General features: G+C 71.1%; 15 protein-coding genes. 8 read left to right on the forward strand and 7 right to left on the reverse strand.

Going from position 1 to position 16,066, the window contains the following annotated elements; translation table 11 throughout:
• Positions 1–771: 771 nt before the first annotated feature.
• The 4 genes from AB0M93_RS37770 to AB0M93_RS37785 are packed head-to-tail and all read right to left on the reverse strand — an operon-like array spanning position 772 to position 4,544.
• Positions 772–1,599, reverse strand: coding sequence for an enoyl-CoA hydratase family protein (locus AB0M93_RS37770; protein WP_364283306.1), 828 nt, complete (start codon positions 1,597–1,599; stop codon positions 772–774).
• Positions 1,596–2,288, reverse strand: coding sequence for an SDR family oxidoreductase (locus tag AB0M93_RS37775; protein ID WP_364283309.1), 693 nt, complete (start codon positions 2,286–2,288; stop codon positions 1,596–1,598). Before AB0M93_RS37775 ends, AB0M93_RS37770 begins: the two co-directional genes overlap by 4 nt.
• On the reverse strand, positions 2,285–3,799 hold the full coding sequence (locus tag AB0M93_RS37780) for a benzoate-CoA ligase family protein (RefSeq protein WP_364283311.1): 1,515 nt from the start codon (positions 3,797–3,799) through the stop codon (positions 2,285–2,287). Before AB0M93_RS37780 ends, AB0M93_RS37775 begins: the two co-directional genes overlap by 4 nt.
• Entirely contained in the window at positions 3,792–4,544 is a 753-nt protein-coding gene (locus AB0M93_RS37785; RefSeq protein ID WP_364283314.1) for a creatininase family protein, read from the reverse strand. The genes AB0M93_RS37780 and AB0M93_RS37785 overlap by 8 nt, the downstream gene beginning before the upstream one ends.
• Before the next feature lie 47 nt (positions 4,545–4,591).
• Between AB0M93_RS37785 and AB0M93_RS37790 the strand changes: the two genes are divergently transcribed.
• From AB0M93_RS37790 to AB0M93_RS37810, 5 genes are all read left to right on the forward strand, one after another.
• Complete coding sequence (locus AB0M93_RS37790) at positions 4,592–5,407, forward strand: PaaX family transcriptional regulator C-terminal domain-containing protein (protein WP_364283317.1); 816 nt, start codon at positions 4,592–4,594, stop codon at positions 5,405–5,407.
• Positions 5,404–6,198: a tryptophan 2,3-dioxygenase family protein gene (locus tag AB0M93_RS37795; RefSeq protein ID WP_364283320.1), complete on the forward strand. Its 795-nt coding sequence runs from the start codon at positions 5,404–5,406 to the stop codon at positions 6,196–6,198. The genes AB0M93_RS37790 and AB0M93_RS37795 overlap by 4 nt, the downstream gene beginning before the upstream one ends.
• A complete protein-coding gene (locus tag AB0M93_RS37800; RefSeq protein WP_364283323.1) occupies positions 6,195–7,388 on the forward strand; it encodes a kynureninase in 1,194 nt (397 codons plus the stop codon). Before AB0M93_RS37795 ends, AB0M93_RS37800 begins: the two co-directional genes overlap by 4 nt.
• A 192-nt stretch (positions 7,389–7,580) precedes the next feature.
• Positions 7,581–8,654, forward strand: coding sequence for a Glu/Leu/Phe/Val dehydrogenase dimerization domain-containing protein (locus AB0M93_RS37805; RefSeq protein WP_364283326.1), 1,074 nt, complete (start codon positions 7,581–7,583; stop codon positions 8,652–8,654).
• The gene (locus AB0M93_RS37810) at positions 8,651–9,451 is read left to right on the forward strand and encodes a serine hydrolase (protein WP_364283329.1); all 801 of its coding nucleotides are present in this window, start codon (positions 8,651–8,653) and stop codon (positions 9,449–9,451) included. Before AB0M93_RS37805 ends, AB0M93_RS37810 begins: the two co-directional genes overlap by 4 nt.
• On the opposite strand, the gene AB0M93_RS37815 is transcribed toward AB0M93_RS37810, so the two are convergent.
• A complete protein-coding gene (locus AB0M93_RS37815; protein ID WP_364283332.1) occupies positions 9,436–10,380 on the reverse strand; it encodes a LysR substrate-binding domain-containing protein in 945 nt (314 codons plus the stop codon). The two genes, AB0M93_RS37810 and AB0M93_RS37815, sit on opposite strands and share 16 nt — an antisense overlap.
• A gap of 83 nt (positions 10,381–10,463) precedes the next feature.
• Between AB0M93_RS37815 and AB0M93_RS37820 the strand changes: the two genes are divergently transcribed.
• Positions 10,464–11,390: an MBL fold metallo-hydrolase gene (locus AB0M93_RS37820; RefSeq protein ID WP_364283335.1), complete on the forward strand. Its 927-nt coding sequence runs from the start codon at positions 10,464–10,466 to the stop codon at positions 11,388–11,390.
• 161 nt (positions 11,391–11,551) lie between these two features.
• On the opposite strand, the gene AB0M93_RS37825 is transcribed toward AB0M93_RS37820, so the two are convergent.
• Positions 11,552–11,737 carry a DUF5302 domain-containing protein gene (locus AB0M93_RS37825; RefSeq protein WP_329056412.1) on the reverse strand — a complete coding sequence of 62 codons (186 nt, stop codon included), beginning with the start codon at positions 11,735–11,737 and terminating at the stop codon, positions 11,552–11,554.
• 82 nt (positions 11,738–11,819) lie between these two features.
• Positions 11,820–12,776 carry a winged helix-turn-helix transcriptional regulator gene (locus AB0M93_RS37830; protein WP_364283339.1) on the reverse strand — a complete coding sequence of 319 codons (957 nt, stop codon included), beginning with the start codon at positions 12,774–12,776 and terminating at the stop codon, positions 11,820–11,822.
• 127 nt (positions 12,777–12,903) lie between these two features.
• On the opposite strand from AB0M93_RS37830, the gene AB0M93_RS37835 reads away from it, so the two are divergent.
• Both AB0M93_RS37835 and AB0M93_RS37840 read left to right on the forward strand, forming a co-directional pair.
• Complete coding sequence (locus AB0M93_RS37835; protein WP_364283342.1) at positions 12,904–14,376, forward strand: carotenoid oxygenase family protein; 1,473 nt, start codon at positions 12,904–12,906, stop codon at positions 14,374–14,376.
• Positions 14,373–16,064, forward strand: coding sequence for a class I adenylate-forming enzyme family protein (locus AB0M93_RS37840; protein WP_364283346.1), 1,692 nt, complete (start codon positions 14,373–14,375; stop codon positions 16,062–16,064). The genes AB0M93_RS37835 and AB0M93_RS37840 overlap by 4 nt, the downstream gene beginning before the upstream one ends.
• Positions 16,065–16,066 lie beyond the last annotated feature (2 nt).

Genomic DNA, 16,066 nt, shown 5'->3' on the forward strand with positions numbered 1-16,066 from the left:
GTTCCACTGCGACCGGCGCCTCACGACCTACCTGTGCCGATTGCTCGTCCGCGCCGGTGTGCAGTTCCGGCCTATCCGACTGAGCCTCAGCGTGGGTGCGCCCCATCCGGCCTCAGTGGTCCGTCCGCCGTCGTCTCGCCATTCACTCGCGCCGATCGCTCCCTGCCGAGGCGCTGTCCGCGCCGGTGTGCAGTTCCGGCCTATCCAACTGAGCCTCAGCGTGGGTGCTCTCCATCCGACCTCAGTGGTCCGTCCGCCGTCGCCTCGCCACTTACCCGCGCCGATCGCTCCCGAGGCGCTGTCCGCGCCGGCCCCACTGCCGGCGCGTGGTGCCGTCCATCGTGGCTTCGTCCTCTGCCTGCGCCGATCGGTCCCGGTGGTGCCGCCGGCGCGGGCTTCGCTCCGGGCGCGCTCAACGCAACCCGGCGACCCGCTGCCGTGGCTTCGCCCTTTGCCTGCGCCGACCGGCTCCGGTGGCGCTGTCCGCGCCGGCTCCACCGTGGGCGCGCCTAGTTCAGCCTGGCGTGCCGTCCGCCGTGGCCGCGCCTACCGCGCCGACCGGTCCCGGAGGCGCCATCGGTGCGGGCGCGCTCAACGCAACTCCGGCGACTCACTGCCGTGGCTTCGCGTTCCACTCGCGTCAATCGGCCCTGGAGGCACCGCGCGCGCCGGGCTTTACTCTCGGGCGCGCCTGAGCGTCAGCGTCCCGTCCGGTCGCCACTCGGGCCCGGCGGCACCACCCACCCCGGTCCGGGCCGTCCGCCCGCAGAGTCAGCGGCCGGTCCAACGAGGCTCCCGCCCCGCCGACCAAGCCGCGTAGAACTCCTTGTGGTCCTTCGCCGTCATCAGCAGCGCCTGGGTGATCGCCTCCAGCTCGATCGCGCTGCCCAGATCCATGTCCAGCTCACGCGTCAACAGCACCTTCGTCGTCGCGTACGCCAGTGCCGGGCCGTCCGCCAGGCGCCGGGCGAGAGCGGCGGCCGTAGAAGCCAGCGAAGCGTCCGGCACGACCTGTGAAGCCAGCCCGATCTCCGAGGCCCGCGAAGCCGACACCTTGTCGCCGAGGATCAACAGCTCCGTCGCTCGTCCCAGGCCGACCAGCCGCGGCAACAAGTACGCCGAGCCCATGTCCGCTCCTGCCAAGCCCACCTTCGTGAACAAGAACGCGAACTTCGCCGACTCCGCCAGCAACCGGAAGTCGCTCGCCAGGGCGATCACCGAACCTGCCCCCGCCGCCACTCCATTCACCGCCGCGATCACCGGCAGCGGGCATTCGCGCAGAGCCTTCACCACCGCTCCCGTCATGCGGGTGAATTCCAGCAGCTCCGCCGTCTCGAACTTCTGGAGCTCGCCGATGATCTCCTCGACGTCGCCGCCCGAACAGAATCCGCGGCCCTCGCCCGTGATCACCAAGACCCGGACGTCCTCGTGCTGGGGGAGCTCCAGCAGCAAGTCACGCAGGTCCGCGTACACCTCGAACGTCAGCGCGTTGAGCTTCGAAGGACGGGTGAACGTCACCGTTGCCACTCCGTCGGACACCGTGAACGCGAAATGTTCCCATTCGCGAGTCAGCGGGGCTGTTGCGCGGAACGGGCTCATGACTGGATTCCTCCGCCGTCTAGTACCAGGGTCTGGCCGTTGATCGCCGCGGCCTCCGGGGCCGCCAAGAATGACACCGCGAACGCCACCTCGGACGGCTCCAGCAGCCGGCCGAGCGGGGATGCCGCTGCCAGTGCCGCTTCCGCGTCCGATGACGAACGTCCTGATCGGGACACGATTCGGGCCACCGATGTGGCCGTCATGTCGGTGCGGACGAAGGCCGGGCACACCGCGTTCGCCGTCACGCCCGTGCCCGCCAGCTCCGCCGCCAGTGCGCGCATGAAACCCACCGCGGCGTGCTTCGATGCCGTGTAGCCCGCCGTGTAGCGGTAGCCGACGTGGGAGGCCGTTGACGCCACCGTGATGATCCGGCCGCTGTCCCGCACGCGCATTCCCTCCAGGACCGCGCGCGAACACAGGAACGCGCCCGTTGCGTTCACCTCGAACTGCGAGCGCCAATCGTCCAGAGAAGTCCGGGAAACCGGGGCGCTGGAGGAGATTCCGGCGTTGTTGACCAGCACGTCGACCGGGCCCGCCGAAGCGAAATACGCCGCCACGGCTTCCTCTGAAGTGACGTCGCAGTCCGCGCGGCCCGGGGCCAGCACCTTGTCGCCCGAAGACCGGAACCGGTCGGCGATCGCCGCGCCGATGCCGCGCGTGCCGCCCGTCACCACCACCAGGCGGCTCACGGGCGGGCCGCCAGGGCTCGGCGGTCGAGCTTTCCGTTGGCCGTGCGGGGGAGTTCCGTCACGAAGACCACCTCGCGGGGGTATTTGTGCTTGGCCAGGTGGGCTTTCGCGTGGTCCTTCAGCTCGTCGGCCGACACCGGAGCTCGCGCCACGACGTACGCTCGCGGGACGACCAGGCCGCCGGCCTCGTGGCCGACCACCGCGCAGTCCACCACCGCCGCGTGGCCGAGCAGGCAGTCCTCGATCTCGCCCGGGGCGACGAACACGCCGCCGACCTTGAGCAGCGCGTCCGCGCGGCCGTGGTGGCGAAAATACCCGTCGGACGTGCGGCTGAACAGGTCGCCCGAGGTCAGCGTGTCGCCGTCGAACGTCCGCGCCGACTTCTCCGGGTCGCCGAAGTACTCCAGCGCGATCGTCGGGCCCGTCACGCGCAGCGGGCCGATTTCCCCGTCCGGCAACGGGTTCCCGAGTTCGTCGACGACCTCGGCGGTGTAGCCGGGCACCGGTGTGCCCAGCGTGCCCAGCTGCGCGGCGCCGGGCCGGTTCGACAGGTAGATGTGGTACGCCTCGGACGAGCCGATTCCGTCCACCACCGGCACGCCGAACGTCGCGTCCCACCGCCGGTGCAGCTCCGAAGGCAGTGCCTCGCCCGCCGACGTCGTCATCCGCAGGCAGCTCAGGTCCTGCTCCGCCGCGGCCGGGTGGGCGATCATCGCGCTCATCATCGTCGGCACGTTGACCAGGACCGTCGGCCGGTGGCGGGCGATCAGCTCGAACACCAGGTCCGCGGTGCTGCGCTCCGGGAACGCGATGCCCGCCGCGCCGACGCCGAACGGGAACAGCGCCACCAGGTCCCGCGCGTAGCCGAAGAACAGCTTGGGCACGGCCAGCACCCGGTCGTCCGCCCGCAGGCCGAGTACTTGGACGGCGTACCGCTCGAAGCTCTCGAGCGGACTGCGCAGGGGATGCACGCACGCCTTGGGCGCGCCCGTGCTGCCCGTGGTGAACTTCCAGATGCCGACGTCGTCCACAGTGGTCGGCGCGGCCTCCAGCGTCTCCGGCGCCGCGTCCAGCAGCGTCCGGAATGGACGCTCACCGGGGAGCAGCTCATCGGCGGGCACGCCCGTCACCAGCATCCCGGTCGCGCCGGCCGAGCGCAGCGCCGGCAGCGTGACGGCGTCCGCGATGACCGCGACGGCCTCGGTGTAGCCGAGGTAGTACGCGTAGTCCTTCGGCTGCAGGAACGGGTAGACCTCCGCGGTGACCGCACCGATCTTCTGGCCGCCGTACCAGGCCGCGACGAACTCGTCGCCGTCGCTCAGCGCCAGCAGTACCCGCTGTCCTTTGCGGACCCCGACGTCACGCAGCACGTTCCCCGCACGGTTCGCCATGGCCGCGAGGGACGCGTAGCTGACCGTCCGGTCCCCGACGTACAGGGCGGTCCGATCGCCCCGGCCCTCGGCCACGTGCCGGTCGAGGAAGTGCGTGGCGAGGTTGAACGGCTCACTCACGGGCCAGCTCCCGGATCGCTTCCACCAGCAGGTCGGTCAACGTCGAGAACGTCTCGGCGCCCTCTTCGGCGGTTGCTTCCGCGGGCTTGCCGCAGTACGCCTCGGTCATCCCCATCTCGCGGAAGCCGCCGTCCGAAGGGGCGGCGGCCAGGCTGACCGGCACGTGCGGCAACGTCCGCATCAAGGCATGGTCGACCAGCTCCGGCCGATCGGCCAGCACCAGCGACGTCTCGTACCGCCCCGCGTGGCACTCGCCGGACCGGAACTCTTCGGTCAGCCGCTGCGCGTGCTTCCGGCGGACCAGGTCGAGCAGGGCGACGCGGCCGTCGTAGGCGAAGTTCAACGTCTCCACCGCGCGTCGCAGCGTCACCAGATGAGCGGGCTCGAAGTGGTTGTTGACCAGCAGGATCCGCCGCAGGCGCTGGCCGATCAGCGCCGCGCCGATGTCGACGAGCAGCGAGTGCAGCGTCTCCTCGCCGATGTGGACGCCGCCGGCGAACCCGGCCGCGAACCGCGTCACGCCGTAGGGCACTTCCGGCAGGACCAGCACGTGGACGTCGGAATCCGCCGCGAGCCGGTCGGCCGCGCGCTCGCACATCCCGCGCGAGATCAGCGGGTCCGTGCCCAGCGGTGCGTGGGGACCGTGCGGCTCGATCGCGCCCAGCGGGAGCAGCAGCACCGGGACGCGCTCACCCGAAACGAGGGCGGCGACCTGCCGCGAGCTGAGGTCCGCGAAGTACGTCACGCAAATCAAGCTACACCGCAGCGGCCTGAGGTGTATAGAGTTGCGCCATGCCCGGAGACGCCTTCGAAGCCAGCCCGCAGGAGCTGGTCGTGACGTTGCTGGGCAGCTACGTGCACCCGCGCGAAACCCGCCGGGTGTGGTCGGGCGGCCTGGTCGCGGTGCTCGCCGAGCTGGGCTTCTCCGACGGCGCCGCCCGGATCGCGCTCACCCGCCTGGTGCGCCGCGGCCTGCTGCAGCGCCACCGCGAAGGCCGGACTGTGCACTACTCGCTGACCCGGCGCACCGTCGCGCTGCTCGCCGACGGCGACCACCGGATCTTCTCCCTCGGGCGCCGCGAGCGCGCCGCGGGCGAGTGGACCGTGCTGTGGCAGAGCATCCCCGAGAGCCGCCGTCAGGCCAGGGAACGCCTGGTCAGGCGGCTGCGGTTCCTCGGGTTCGGGCCCTATCAGGACGGCACCTGGATCGCCCCGCACGACCGCGAGGCCGAGGTCGTCGCCCTGCTCGGCGAACTGGACGTCACCGAGCACGCCGGGCTGCTGCTCGGCCGGCCGTCGGCCGCGCTCGACGTCCGCCGGTTCGCCGGCCGGGCCTGGGACCTCGACGACCTGGCCGCACGGTACACCGCGTTCGTCGGCCAGTTCGGCGGGTACGCGGGCCGGGAGCCGCCGGACGCCGAGGCGTTCGAGGTGCGCACCCGGCTGGTGCACACCTTCCGGATGTTCCCGTCGCTCGACCCGGAACTGCCCGCCGACCTGGTGCCCGCGCCGGACTGCCGGGCGGCCGCGGTCGAGCTGTTCCACGATCTGTACACCGCGCTCGCGAAACCCGCGCAGCGCCACTTCGACGAGGTGACCCAAGGATGACCGAACCCAGCCAAGCGACCCAGGAAGCCTTGAGCTACACCTCGTACCTCGGGCTCGACGACGTTTTGAACTCGCAGCGCCTGCGCTCCGACGAGCACGACGAGCTGCTGTTCATCGTGATCCACCAGGTGTACGAACTGTGGTTCAAGCAGATCCTGCACGAAGCCGCCTTCCTCCAGGCGAACCTCGTAAAGGGCAACACCGCGCACTCCATCCGCACGCTGCGCCGGATCCTCACCATCCTCAAGGTCGCGGTCGCGCAGATCGACGTGCTGGAAACCATGACGCCCAGCCAGTTCACCAGCTTCCGCGCCCGTTTGGACGCTTCGAGCGGCTTCCAGTCGGCCCAGTTCCGCGAGCTGGAAGCGGTGCTGGGACGCCGTGACGAGCGCGTGTTCGCGCACTACCCCGAAGGTGGGGAGCAGCGGAAACGCATCTCCGAAGCGATGGCGCGCCCGTCTTTGTTCGACTCTTTTCTCACCTATCTCAAGGTTTCTGGCTACGCCGTCGAGTGTGACCGAGACGTCACTCGCTCGGTGGAGCCGTCCCCGGCCCTGCAGGCGATATTGCTGGACGTGTACGGCGACGACGGGGGACCCTCGGTCGTCGCGGAGTGTCTGGTCGATCTCGACGAAGGGATGCAGGAGTGGCGCTACCGGCACGTGAAGATGGTCGAACGCACCATCGGCGACAAGACCGGGACAGGAGGATCATCCGGCGCGACTTACCTGCGTACCACGCTTTTCCAGCCGATGTTCCCGGATCTCTGGGCCGTACGGAGCCGACTGTGACCACATTGGACGACCTGCGCGCGGACGCCAACCGGCTCGCCGCGCACTACACCCGGTTCGCGGTGGCCGACCGCCTCCTGCTTTCCGGGCACTCCCACCAGGCCTGGCCCGACGTAGCCGAGGAGGGACTGAGCGAGTCCTTCGCCGACGCCGCCCGCGACGTCGACGGCAAGTGGGACCGCGCCTTCGCGAAGGCGGACGAGCTGCGCGCGGGCTTCCGCCTGCTGCTCGGTGACCCGCACGGCGAGTACGCGCTCGGCGCGAGCACGCACGACCTGGTGCTGCGCTTCCTGTCGGCGATGGAGCTGCCGCGCCGGCCGCGCCTGGTCACCACCGACGGCGAGTTCCACACCCTGCGCCGTCAGCTCGCCCGCCTCGAGGAGGAGGGCGTCGAGATCGTGCGGGTGCCGCTCGACCCGGTGACGACGCTCGCCGAGCGCGTCGCCGGCGAGGTGGACGGCAACACCGCCGCCGTGCTGGTCTCGGCCGTGCTGTTCGAGACCTCCAGGCTCGTGCCGGGGCTCGCGCACCTCGCCGACGTCTGCCGCGGCCGCTCGATCGAGCTCGTCGTCGACGCCTACCACGCGCTCGGCGTCGTGCCGTTCGCGCTGCACGACCTCGGGCTCACCAACGCCTGGGTGCTCGGCGGCGGCTACAAGTACCTGCAGCTGGGCGAGGGCAACTGCTTCCTGCGGCTGCCCGCGCACGCCCAGGAGCTGCGGCCGGTGATCACCGGCTGGTACGCCGAGTTCGGCGCGCTCGCCGACGCACGCCACCCCGGCAAGGTCCCGTACGCCACCGGCGGCGACCGGTTCGCCGGTGCCACCTACGACCCGGCGAGCCACTACCGCGGGGTCCGCGTCCAGCGGTTCTTCGCCGAGCAGGGGCTCACGCCGGAGTTCCTCCGCGAAGTGTCGCAGCACCAGGTGGGGCTGCTCGCGTCGGTGTTCGACAAGCTCGCCCTGCCCGAGGACGTCGTCACCCGCGACCGCGAAACGCCACTCGGCATGTTCGGCGGGTTCCTCTCGCTGCGCTGCGCCGACGCCGCCGGGTTGCAGGCGGCGCTGGCCGCCCACGGCGTCCGCACCGACAGCCGCGGCTCCTACCTGCGGTTCGGCCCGGCGCCGTACCTTTCCGACACTCAGCTCGAGACGGCGATGGGCACGCTGGGCACGGTGGTGCGCGGCTGATCCAGGGGCCCCTACTTCCGGGCTACCGGTCCGTATCGCGGGACCTCCACTGGTCCGGCGGACGGCGGGGATCTAGGTTGGTGCCGGGACCCGGCACGGTGGCGGACGACCTCCGCCCGGCGCCGGTTCCCGGCCACCCGAAGCGCGTCCCGGCCACGAAACCGGGCGCGGATGACAAAGGAGTCACCACCCGTGACCGAAGGAGTGTTCGCCCGGGGCACCGGGCACGAACAAGTCGTGTACTGCCACGACCAGGCCAGTGGCCTCAAGGCCATCATCGGCATCTACTCCACCGCGCTCGGACCCGCCCTCGGCGGGACGCGCTTCCACCCCTACGCCACCGAATCCGACGCGCTCGACGACGTCCTCGCGCTGTCCAAGGGCATGGCGTACAAGAACGCGCTGGCCGGGCTCGACCTCGGCGGCGGCAAGGCCGTCATCATCGGCGACCCGAAGACGCTCAAGTCCGAAGCGTTGCTTCGCGCGTACGGGCGCTTCGTGCAGTCCCTGGGCGGCCGCTACATCACGGCGTGCGACGTGGGCACGTACGTCCAGGACATGGACGTCGTGGCCCGCGAGTGCCAGTACGTCACCGGGCGTTCGCCCGAGGACGGTGGCGCCGGCGACTCGTCCGTGCTCACCGCGTTCGGCGTGTTCCAGGGCATGCGGGCCTCGGCCGAGCACGTCTGGGGCAGCCCGGACCTGGCCGGCAAGCGCGTCGGCGTGGCCGGTGTCGGCAAGGTCGGCCACATCCTCGTCGGGCACCTCGTGGAGGCCGGCGCGCAGGTGACGATCACCGACGTTTTCGCGCCGGCGATCGAGCGCACCCGGTCGATCCACCCGGACGTCCAGGTCGTGTCCGATGTGGACACCCTGCTGCGCGCCGAGCTGGACGTCTTCGCGCCCTGCGCGCTGGGTGGCGTCCTGAACGACGAGACCGTGCCGGTGCTCGGCGCCCGGATCGTCTGCGGCGCGGCGAACAACCAGCTCGCGCACGCCGGCATCGACAAGCAGCTCGCCGACCGCGGCGTGCTGTACGCGCCGGACTACCTGGTCAACGCCGGCGGCGTGATCCAGGTCGACGACGAGCGCCACGGCTTCAACTTCGAGCGCGCCAAGCGCAAGACGACGGCCATCTACGACACGACGAAGGCCGTGTTCGCGCTGGCCGACACCGACGGCGTGCCCCCGGCGACGGCGGCCGACCGGCTCGCCGAGCGGCGGATGGCGGAGGTCGGGCGGCTGCGGTCCATCATGACCGTGTGAGCCTTTCCGCGTTCTTCGAGGCGGTGGGCGTGCAGGGCTACCTGCACGCCTGCCGCCTCGGTTCGTCCGACGAAACCGGCCTGGCCGCGGACGCGCCGGTGGTCCTGGCGTCCGTGGTGAAGGTGCCGCTGGCGCTGGAGTTCGCGCGGCAGGTGGCGGCCGGGCTGCTCGACCCGGCCGACCGCGTCCGGGCGTCCGCGGCGGACCGGCTCGGCGGCACCGGTTCGGCGGGCTTCGCCGACGACGCCGAGTACAGCCTGCGGGACGCGGCCCGGCTGGCCCTTTCGGTGTCCGACAACACCGCCGCGGACCTGCTGTTCGACCGCGTCGGCGTGGACAACGTCCGGTCGCTGCTGGCCGAGCTGGGCCTGACGCGCACGACGGTGATCGGCAGCCCGCGCGACCTGCTGCGCACGATCATCGAGGACACCGAGGCCGGCCGGCCGCTGCGGGCCCTGGATCCGCTGCGGACGTCGGCGACCACGCCCCGCGAGATGACGACGTTGCTGTCGGCGATCTGGGCCGGCGACGTCGGCGCCCCGATCCGCGAATGGATGTCCGCGCAGGTCAGCTGGCACCGGCTGGCCGCCGGGTTCCCGCCGGAGGTGGCGGTGGCGGGCAAGACGGGCACGATGCCGGGGATCCGCAACGAGATCGGCGTCGCGACCTATCCGGACGGAGCCGCGTACGCGGTGGCGGTGTTCACGGTCGGCGGGGCGGAGACGTTGCGGCGCCCCGACATCGATCACGCGATCGGGGCCGCCGCGCGGGCGGCGGTCGATCAGCTGCGGTCGTAGAAGATGTCCCACGGCCGGGGGTGCTGCGGCGCCGGCACCAGGCGCGAGACGCCGTCGTCCTGCAGGACCTCGGCGGCGATCCCGGCGAGTTTCGCCGCCTGCGGGTGCGGGCTGGTCGACGGCCAGGCGAACGCCGTCCGGGCCCGCAGCACCTCGCCTTCGAGCGGCCGCCAGACCACCCGCGGTTCCTTGCGGACGTCCGGTTCGAACGCGACGCCGTGGCCGGCCAGCACCAGGCCGAGGACGAACTCGGGGTTGCGGGCGTGACGGATCGACGCCGGGCGGAAGCCGTGGTCCCAGCAGGTGCGCAGCAGCGCGTCGTAGCTGCCGGGCGCGGCGGCGCGCGGGGCGTGGACCAGGCCCTCCCCGGCGAGGTCGGCGAGGCTGAGCCGGGTGCGGCGCGCCAGCGGCGAGTCACGGGGGAGCACGACGCCGAGCGGGGTGTCGACGGCCGGGCCGAGGTCGAGCCCGACGACGTCGACGGGCAGCTGCAGCAAGCCGGCGTCGAGCTCGCGGTCGGCGAGCAGCCGGGCCTGTTCGGCGGTGGTGAGCTCCTGCAGGTCCAGCCGCACGGCGGGGCACTCGCCGGCGAACCGCGTCAGGATCGCGGCCAGCAGGCGGCCGGGCAGCTCCGGCGGCACGCCCGCGCGCAGGGCGTCGGTCTCACCGCGTTCGGCCTTCGCGACGAGCGCCGTCATGCGGTCCCACCGGGAGAGCAGGTCGCGCGCTTCGGCGCGCAGCACTTCGCCGGCTTCGGTGAGCGTGACGCGGCGGCCGCGCTCGAACAGCGTCGCGTTCAGCTCGGCTTCGAGCCGCTTGATGCGCTGGCTCAACGGCGGCTGCGCGATCCCGAGCCGTTCGGCGGCCCGGCCGAAGTGCAGTTCTTCGGCGACGACGAGGAAGTACCGCAGCGAGCGAAAGTGGTCCACGCTGCGACGATAGCCGTTTGCCTATCAGGATGTGCGACCGTCGATCTTGGACAGATTTCGTGCTTCGTGGTCGGGTGTCCGCCATGGAGACAGGATTCAGCAGGCGCGGGCTGTTCGGCGCGGGCGCGGCGGCGGCGGCCATCCTCGCGGGCGCACCGGCGACCGCCCGCGCGGCTTCGGGAATGACGTTGCGCTGGTGGGGAAACAACGGCTGGGAGATCCGGGTGGGGCCGAAGACGATCCTCATCGACCCGTGGCTGACCCGCTTCAAGACGGGCACGTACACCCCGGCGGGCGCGGACCCGCGCACCCCGCTCTCGGTGAACCACGCGCTGATCGACGGATACCTGGACCGCGGGTACCTCCGCGCGGACCACATCCTGGTGACGCACGGCCACTACGACCACCTGACGGACGTCCCCTACCTCGCCCAACGCACGGGCGCGACCGTGATCGGCACCGAGACCCATTTGAGTCTCATGGCGGCGTTGGGGGCACCGGAGGACCAGCTGTCGATCGCGACCGGTGGAGAGGATCTGACGTTCGAGGGGTACTCGATCCGGGTGTTGCGGTCGTTGCATTCGGCGACGGGAACCCGGGCGCAGGTGGCGTTCCCGGGGACGCGGCCGTTGTCCCGCCGGGATCGCCCACGGGTGATTTCGGACCTGCTGGAGGGCGGCACGCTGGCATACGTGGTCTCGGGCGGCGGGGCGAGCGTGCTGGATTTCGGGGGTTCGAACTACGTCGAGTCCGAGCTGGCCGGGCTGCGGCCGGACGTGGTGCTGCTGCCACCGGGCGGCGCGAAGGTGCGGGAGTACGTGCCGCGGCTGCTGCGGACGTTGGGAGGTCCGCGGTGGGTGGCGGCAACGCACTGGGACGACTTCGATTTGCCGCTGGGTCAGGCCCATGACCCGAACGGGGGGTTGGAGGTGTTGCGGAAGGCGGTGGCGGCGGCGAGTCCGGGGAGCGAGTTTGTGGTGCTCGACCACCTCGGCGAGTTCACGCCGTAGCGGCCGTTGTCCGCAGCCCTCCTCTTGTCCACAGCCCTGCGGTGATGTGGACAGACAAGCCGCCCGAGGTGCTTTCGGGCGGCTTTGCCGGTGCGGGGCGATAGACTGGACCCGGGGACGCCCCCCAGGGAAGGGCGGGGGAGTCTCCGGGTCCCTGTCGCTCAGCCGCTCTTGCGGCGGAATGTCCGCTTGTTGGCCGCCGGGCCGTGGGCGTGCTGGTTCTTGCCGCCGCCGTTTTCGTGGGCGGCTCCCGAGCGGGCGTGGGCCTGCTTGCGCTCCAGTGCCTCGCGGAACTTGCGCTTGACGTCGTCCTCCTCGCCGCTGGGCGACGGGTTCGGTTCACTCATGCTTACCTCCGAAAATGACGACGTGTGACCGCTCCAGCCTGGCATCACCCGGGCCCCTTGGCGAGCCGATTTCCGTCACCCTTCAGCGTTTGGGGGACGGGACGCCGCCGAACTGCACCGACTTGCGGGTCAGGGGGCGGCCGCAGTGGTCGCACAGGAGCATCGGGCGCAGGCGCTCGCCGCACTCGACGTGGTGGAGCGTGATGTCCGGCTCCTGGCCGGCCACCTCGAACCCGCGGGACCACTCCGCGATGAACGCCAGTGCCGGGAAGAACGCCAGGCCCTTCGCCGTCAGGCGGTAGTCGCGGGCGTCGGTGCGGGTCTTCGCCGCGCCCGTGCGCAGGACGCCCACCTCGACCAGCTTGCTCAGCCGGGCCGACAGCACGCTCGGGCCGATGCCCAGCTCGCGCTCGAACTCCGAAAAGTGCCGGCAGCCGAGCAGCGCCGAGACCAGCAGGCCGGTCGACCACCGGTCGCCGAGCAGCTCCATCGTGTCCGGGAAGAACATCAGCGGGTCGCCGGCCAGGGACTCCGCGTCCTTGCGGCGGAAGCGCTTGGACGCCGTCGCCGCCGCGACGCCGGTGCTGTCCAACCGGGAAGCACGCACGTCCCGGGCGTCGACCCGGCGGCCGCAGGCGGCGCAGCCGAGGGGCGCTGATGTAGCCAGCTCGCAGTCGAGGTGGATCAGCGTCGGCAGCACCTCGCGGCGGCCTTCGACCCACTCGCGCTCCCAGGCCCAGATCGAAATCAGCAGCGGCCACAGCTCGAGGCCGCGCTCGGTGAGCCGGTACTCGTGCCGCGTGCGGCGCGCGTCGCGGTAGGGCACGCGGGTGAGCAGGCCCGCATCCACCATGTCCCGCAGCCGCCCCGACAACGCCGTCGGCGAGATGCCCAGCCGCAGGCGCAGCTCCTCGTACCGCCGGAAGCGCAGGAACAGGCTCTGCAGGATGAGCAGCGTCCACTGGTCGCCGACGAGCTCGAGCGCCCGGCGGAGCGGATCTCCCGCCGGCCGGATGCGCTGTGCAGTCGCCTCCACCAAAAGCTTTCCCCTCGTTACATCGCCACCTCAGGGTAGCACCTGGCTACACCAAAAGAAGCCTATTGACAGCTGGGTACACAAATCATAGTCTCTTCTCCATCACCCCGCGCAGCCAGGGAGCAGCCCGATGACCAGCACCTCCGAACAGCCGCTGATGGTGGCCCGGACGGCGGACGCGGCCGAGGACAACCCCTACCTGCTGGGCGTCTACGCCCCGGTCGGCACCGAGATCGACGCCGAAGACCTGCAGGTCGTCGGCGAGATCCCGAAGGACCTCAACGGCGTCTACCTGCGCAACGGCCCGAACCCGCGGTTCGCCCCGGAAGGCCGCTACCACTGGTTCGACGGCGACGGCATGATCCACGCGGTCCACCTGGAGAACGGCAAGGCCCGCTACCGCAACCGCTGGATCCGCACCAAGGCCTTCGAGGCCGAGTCCGCGGCCGGCAAGGCGCTCTGGACCGGCGTCATGGAGAACCCGGCGGGCAACCCCTTCGGCAACTCGCACGGCCTGGGGCTCAAGGACAACGCCAACACCGACGTCGTCTTCCACCGCGGCCGCATCCTCGCCACCTGGTACCTGTGCGGCTCGCCGTACGCGGTCGACCCGCTCTCGCTGGAAACCCTGGGCGCCGAGGACTTCCTCGGCACGCTGGCCGGCGACATGATGGCCCACCCCAAGGTCGACGAGACCACCGGCGAGCTGTTCTGGTTCGACTACGGACCCCGCCCGCCGTACCTGCGCTACGGCGTGATCAGCGCGGACGGCACCGTCGTGACCACCACCGACGTCGAGCTGCCCGGCCCGCGCCTGCCGCACGACATGGCCATCACCGAGCACTACGCGGTGCTGATGGACCTGCCGCTGGTCCAAGACCTGGCGGCGGCGAAGCAGGGCCGCCACAAGCTGCACTTCGACCGCTCGATGCCGAGCCGCTTCGGCGTTCTGCCACGCTACGGGAACGGTAGCCAGATCCGGTGGTTCGAAGCGAGCCCGTGCTACATCTACCACGTCGTCAACGCCTGGGAGCAGGGCGACGAGGTCGTCCTCGACGTCTGCCGCGTGCAGCGCCCGCAGCCGCGCGCCGACGCGCACACGCCGCTCGCGAAGATGCTGTCCTATCTGCGGCTCGACGCCCAGCTGCACCGCTACCGCTTCGACCTGCGGACCGGCGCGTGCCACGAAACTCCGCTCGACGACGACAACACCGAGTTCCCGACCGTCGACGCCCGTGGCGTCGGACGGCGGAACCGGTACTCCTACGCGGTGCACATCTCGCCCGAGTCGACGCTGAAGTTCGACGGGCTGGTGCGCCACGACAATCTTGCCGGCGCAAAGACCGAATACCGGTTCGGTCCCGGCCGGTGGGGCAGTGAGGCCCCGTTCGCACCCCGCGACGGAGCAGCCGCCGATTCGGCGGACGGTTATCTGGTGACGTTCGTGCAGGACGAGCGTGAGGGACGCTCGGAACTGGACATCTTCGACGCCGCCGATCTCGCTGCCGGACCCGTGGCCAGGGTCCTGCTTCCCCAGCGTGTCCCGCTCGGTTTTCACGCGACCTGGGTCCGGGCGGACCAGCTGGAAAACCTCCGTTCATGAGATGCCATCGAGAGGGTCGCGCCCGGGACTTCCGGGCGCGGGGATGGTGGAGTGCGGAGACGATCGACCGGCTCGTGAAGGAGCGGGTCAGTGCCGACCCGGAGGGTCTCGCGCTGGTCGATCCACCGAACACCACCGCACTGGTCGGACGCGACCCGGTGCGGTGGACCTGGAACCGGCTCGACGAACGCGTCGACGTCCTGGCCGCGTTCCTGCTCGCCAGAGGGGTGCGGGCAGGTGACGTCGTGGCCGTGCAGCTGCCGAACTGCTCGGCCCTGGTCCAGGCGTTCCTCGCGATCGTGCGGATCGGCGCGATCGTCACCCCGTTCCCGGTGTCCTACCGGGAACACGAACTCGGCCCGATGTGCCGGCGCACCGGAGCCGTCGGGGTGGTGACCGCATCCAGATACGGCGAGCACGAGCTCGCCGGGGCGGCCCTTGGGCTAACAGGCGCTTCGGCGCCGTCGGTCCGGTTCGTCGTCGCCTCGGGGGACGACGAACCGGCCGGCGCCCTGGCCTGGCCGGAAGCCCCGCTGTCCGCGGCGGAGAAATCCACTTTGGACTCTTCACTGACCGAAGCCGACGTGAACGACTGCGTCACGATCTGCTGGACCTCCGGTACCGAAGCCGAGCCGAAGGCCGTGCCGCGCTGCCACGGCGACTGGCTGGCGACGGCCGCCGGCTGCGTCCAGGCCGCCGGGATGACCCGCGACGACGTCCTGCTGTCGCCGTTCCCGATGACGAACATGGCCGGCATCGGCGGGATGTTCCTGCCGTGGCTGCTGACCGGCGCGGTGTTCGTCCCGCACCACCCGTTCGACCTGCCGGTGTTCCTGGGCCAGCTCGCCGCCGAGCGGGTGACCTACACCCTCGCGCCACCGGCATTGCTGACCATGCTGCTGCACAAAGAAAAGATCCTGTCCGGAGTGGACATTTCGGCGCTGCGCAAGATCGGGTCCGGCTCGGCCCCGCTTTCGCCGTGGCTGGTGCGCACCTGGGCGGAGCGGTACGGCATCGACATCATCAACTTCTTCGGCTCGAACGAGGGCACCGCGCTGCTGTCCGGTCCGGTGGACATCCCGGACCCGGACCAGCGCGCGAGCTACTTCCCGAACTACGGCTCGGACGTCACCTGGTCGACCCCGGTGGCCGAGCGGACGTCGGTGCGGCTGCACGATCCGGTCACCGGCGAGCGGGTGACCGAACCCGGGCGCCCCGGCGAGCTGCACATCGCCGGGCCGACGGTGTTCGCCGGCTACCTCACTGAGCTGGGCGAGCCGCTGGACACGGCGTCCTTCGACGAAGACGGGCACTTCCGCACCGGCGACGTCTTCGAGATCGCCGGCGAGCGCGGGGAGTTCCTGCGGTACGTCGACCGGACGAAGGACCTCGTGATCCGCGGCGGCATGAACATCTCGCCCGCCGAAGTCGAGGGCCTGCTGGCCGGTCACCCGGATGTCGCCGACGTCGGCGTCGTCGGCGTGCCCGACGACGTCATGGGGGAGCGGGTGTGCGCGGTCGTCGTGCCGGGCGCGCGCAAGCCGTCGCTCGAAGAGCTGGTCGCCTACCTGCGCGAGCGCAAGGTGGCCGCGTTCAAGCTGCCGGAACGGCTCGAGTACGCCGACGCCTTGCCCCGCAACCCGGTGGGGAAGATCCTGAAGCGGCAGCTGCGGGAGAGCCTGGGGTGAGG

This window comes from Amycolatopsis sp. NPDC051102 (assembly GCF_040682815.1).
Lineage (GTDB): Bacteria > Actinomycetota > Actinomycetes > Mycobacteriales > Pseudonocardiaceae > Amycolatopsis.

Excerpts from the sequence above, each read along its gene's own strand:
- AB0M93_RS37770 (WP_364283306.1), bottom strand. The coding sequence starts at position 1,599 with ATGAGCCCGTTCCGCGCAACAGCCCCGCTGACTCGCGAATGGGAACAT.
- AB0M93_RS37790 (WP_364283317.1), top strand. The coding sequence starts at position 4,592 with ATGCCCGGAGACGCCTTCGAAGCCAGCCCGCAGGAGCTGGTCGTGACG.
- AB0M93_RS37795 (WP_364283320.1), top strand. The coding sequence starts at position 5,404 with ATGACCGAACCCAGCCAAGCGACCCAGGAAGCCTTGAGCTACACCTCG.
- AB0M93_RS37820 (WP_364283335.1), top strand. The coding sequence starts at position 10,464 with ATGGAGACAGGATTCAGCAGGCGCGGGCTGTTCGGCGCGGGCGCGGCG.
- AB0M93_RS37825 (WP_329056412.1), bottom strand. The coding sequence starts at position 11,737 with ATGAGTGAACCGAACCCGTCGCCCAGCGGCGAGGAGGACGACGTCAAG.
- AB0M93_RS37835 (WP_364283342.1), top strand. The coding sequence starts at position 12,904 with ATGACCAGCACCTCCGAACAGCCGCTGATGGTGGCCCGGACGGCGGAC.
- AB0M93_RS37840 (WP_364283346.1), top strand. The coding sequence starts at position 14,373 with ATGAGATGCCATCGAGAGGGTCGCGCCCGGGACTTCCGGGCGCGGGGA.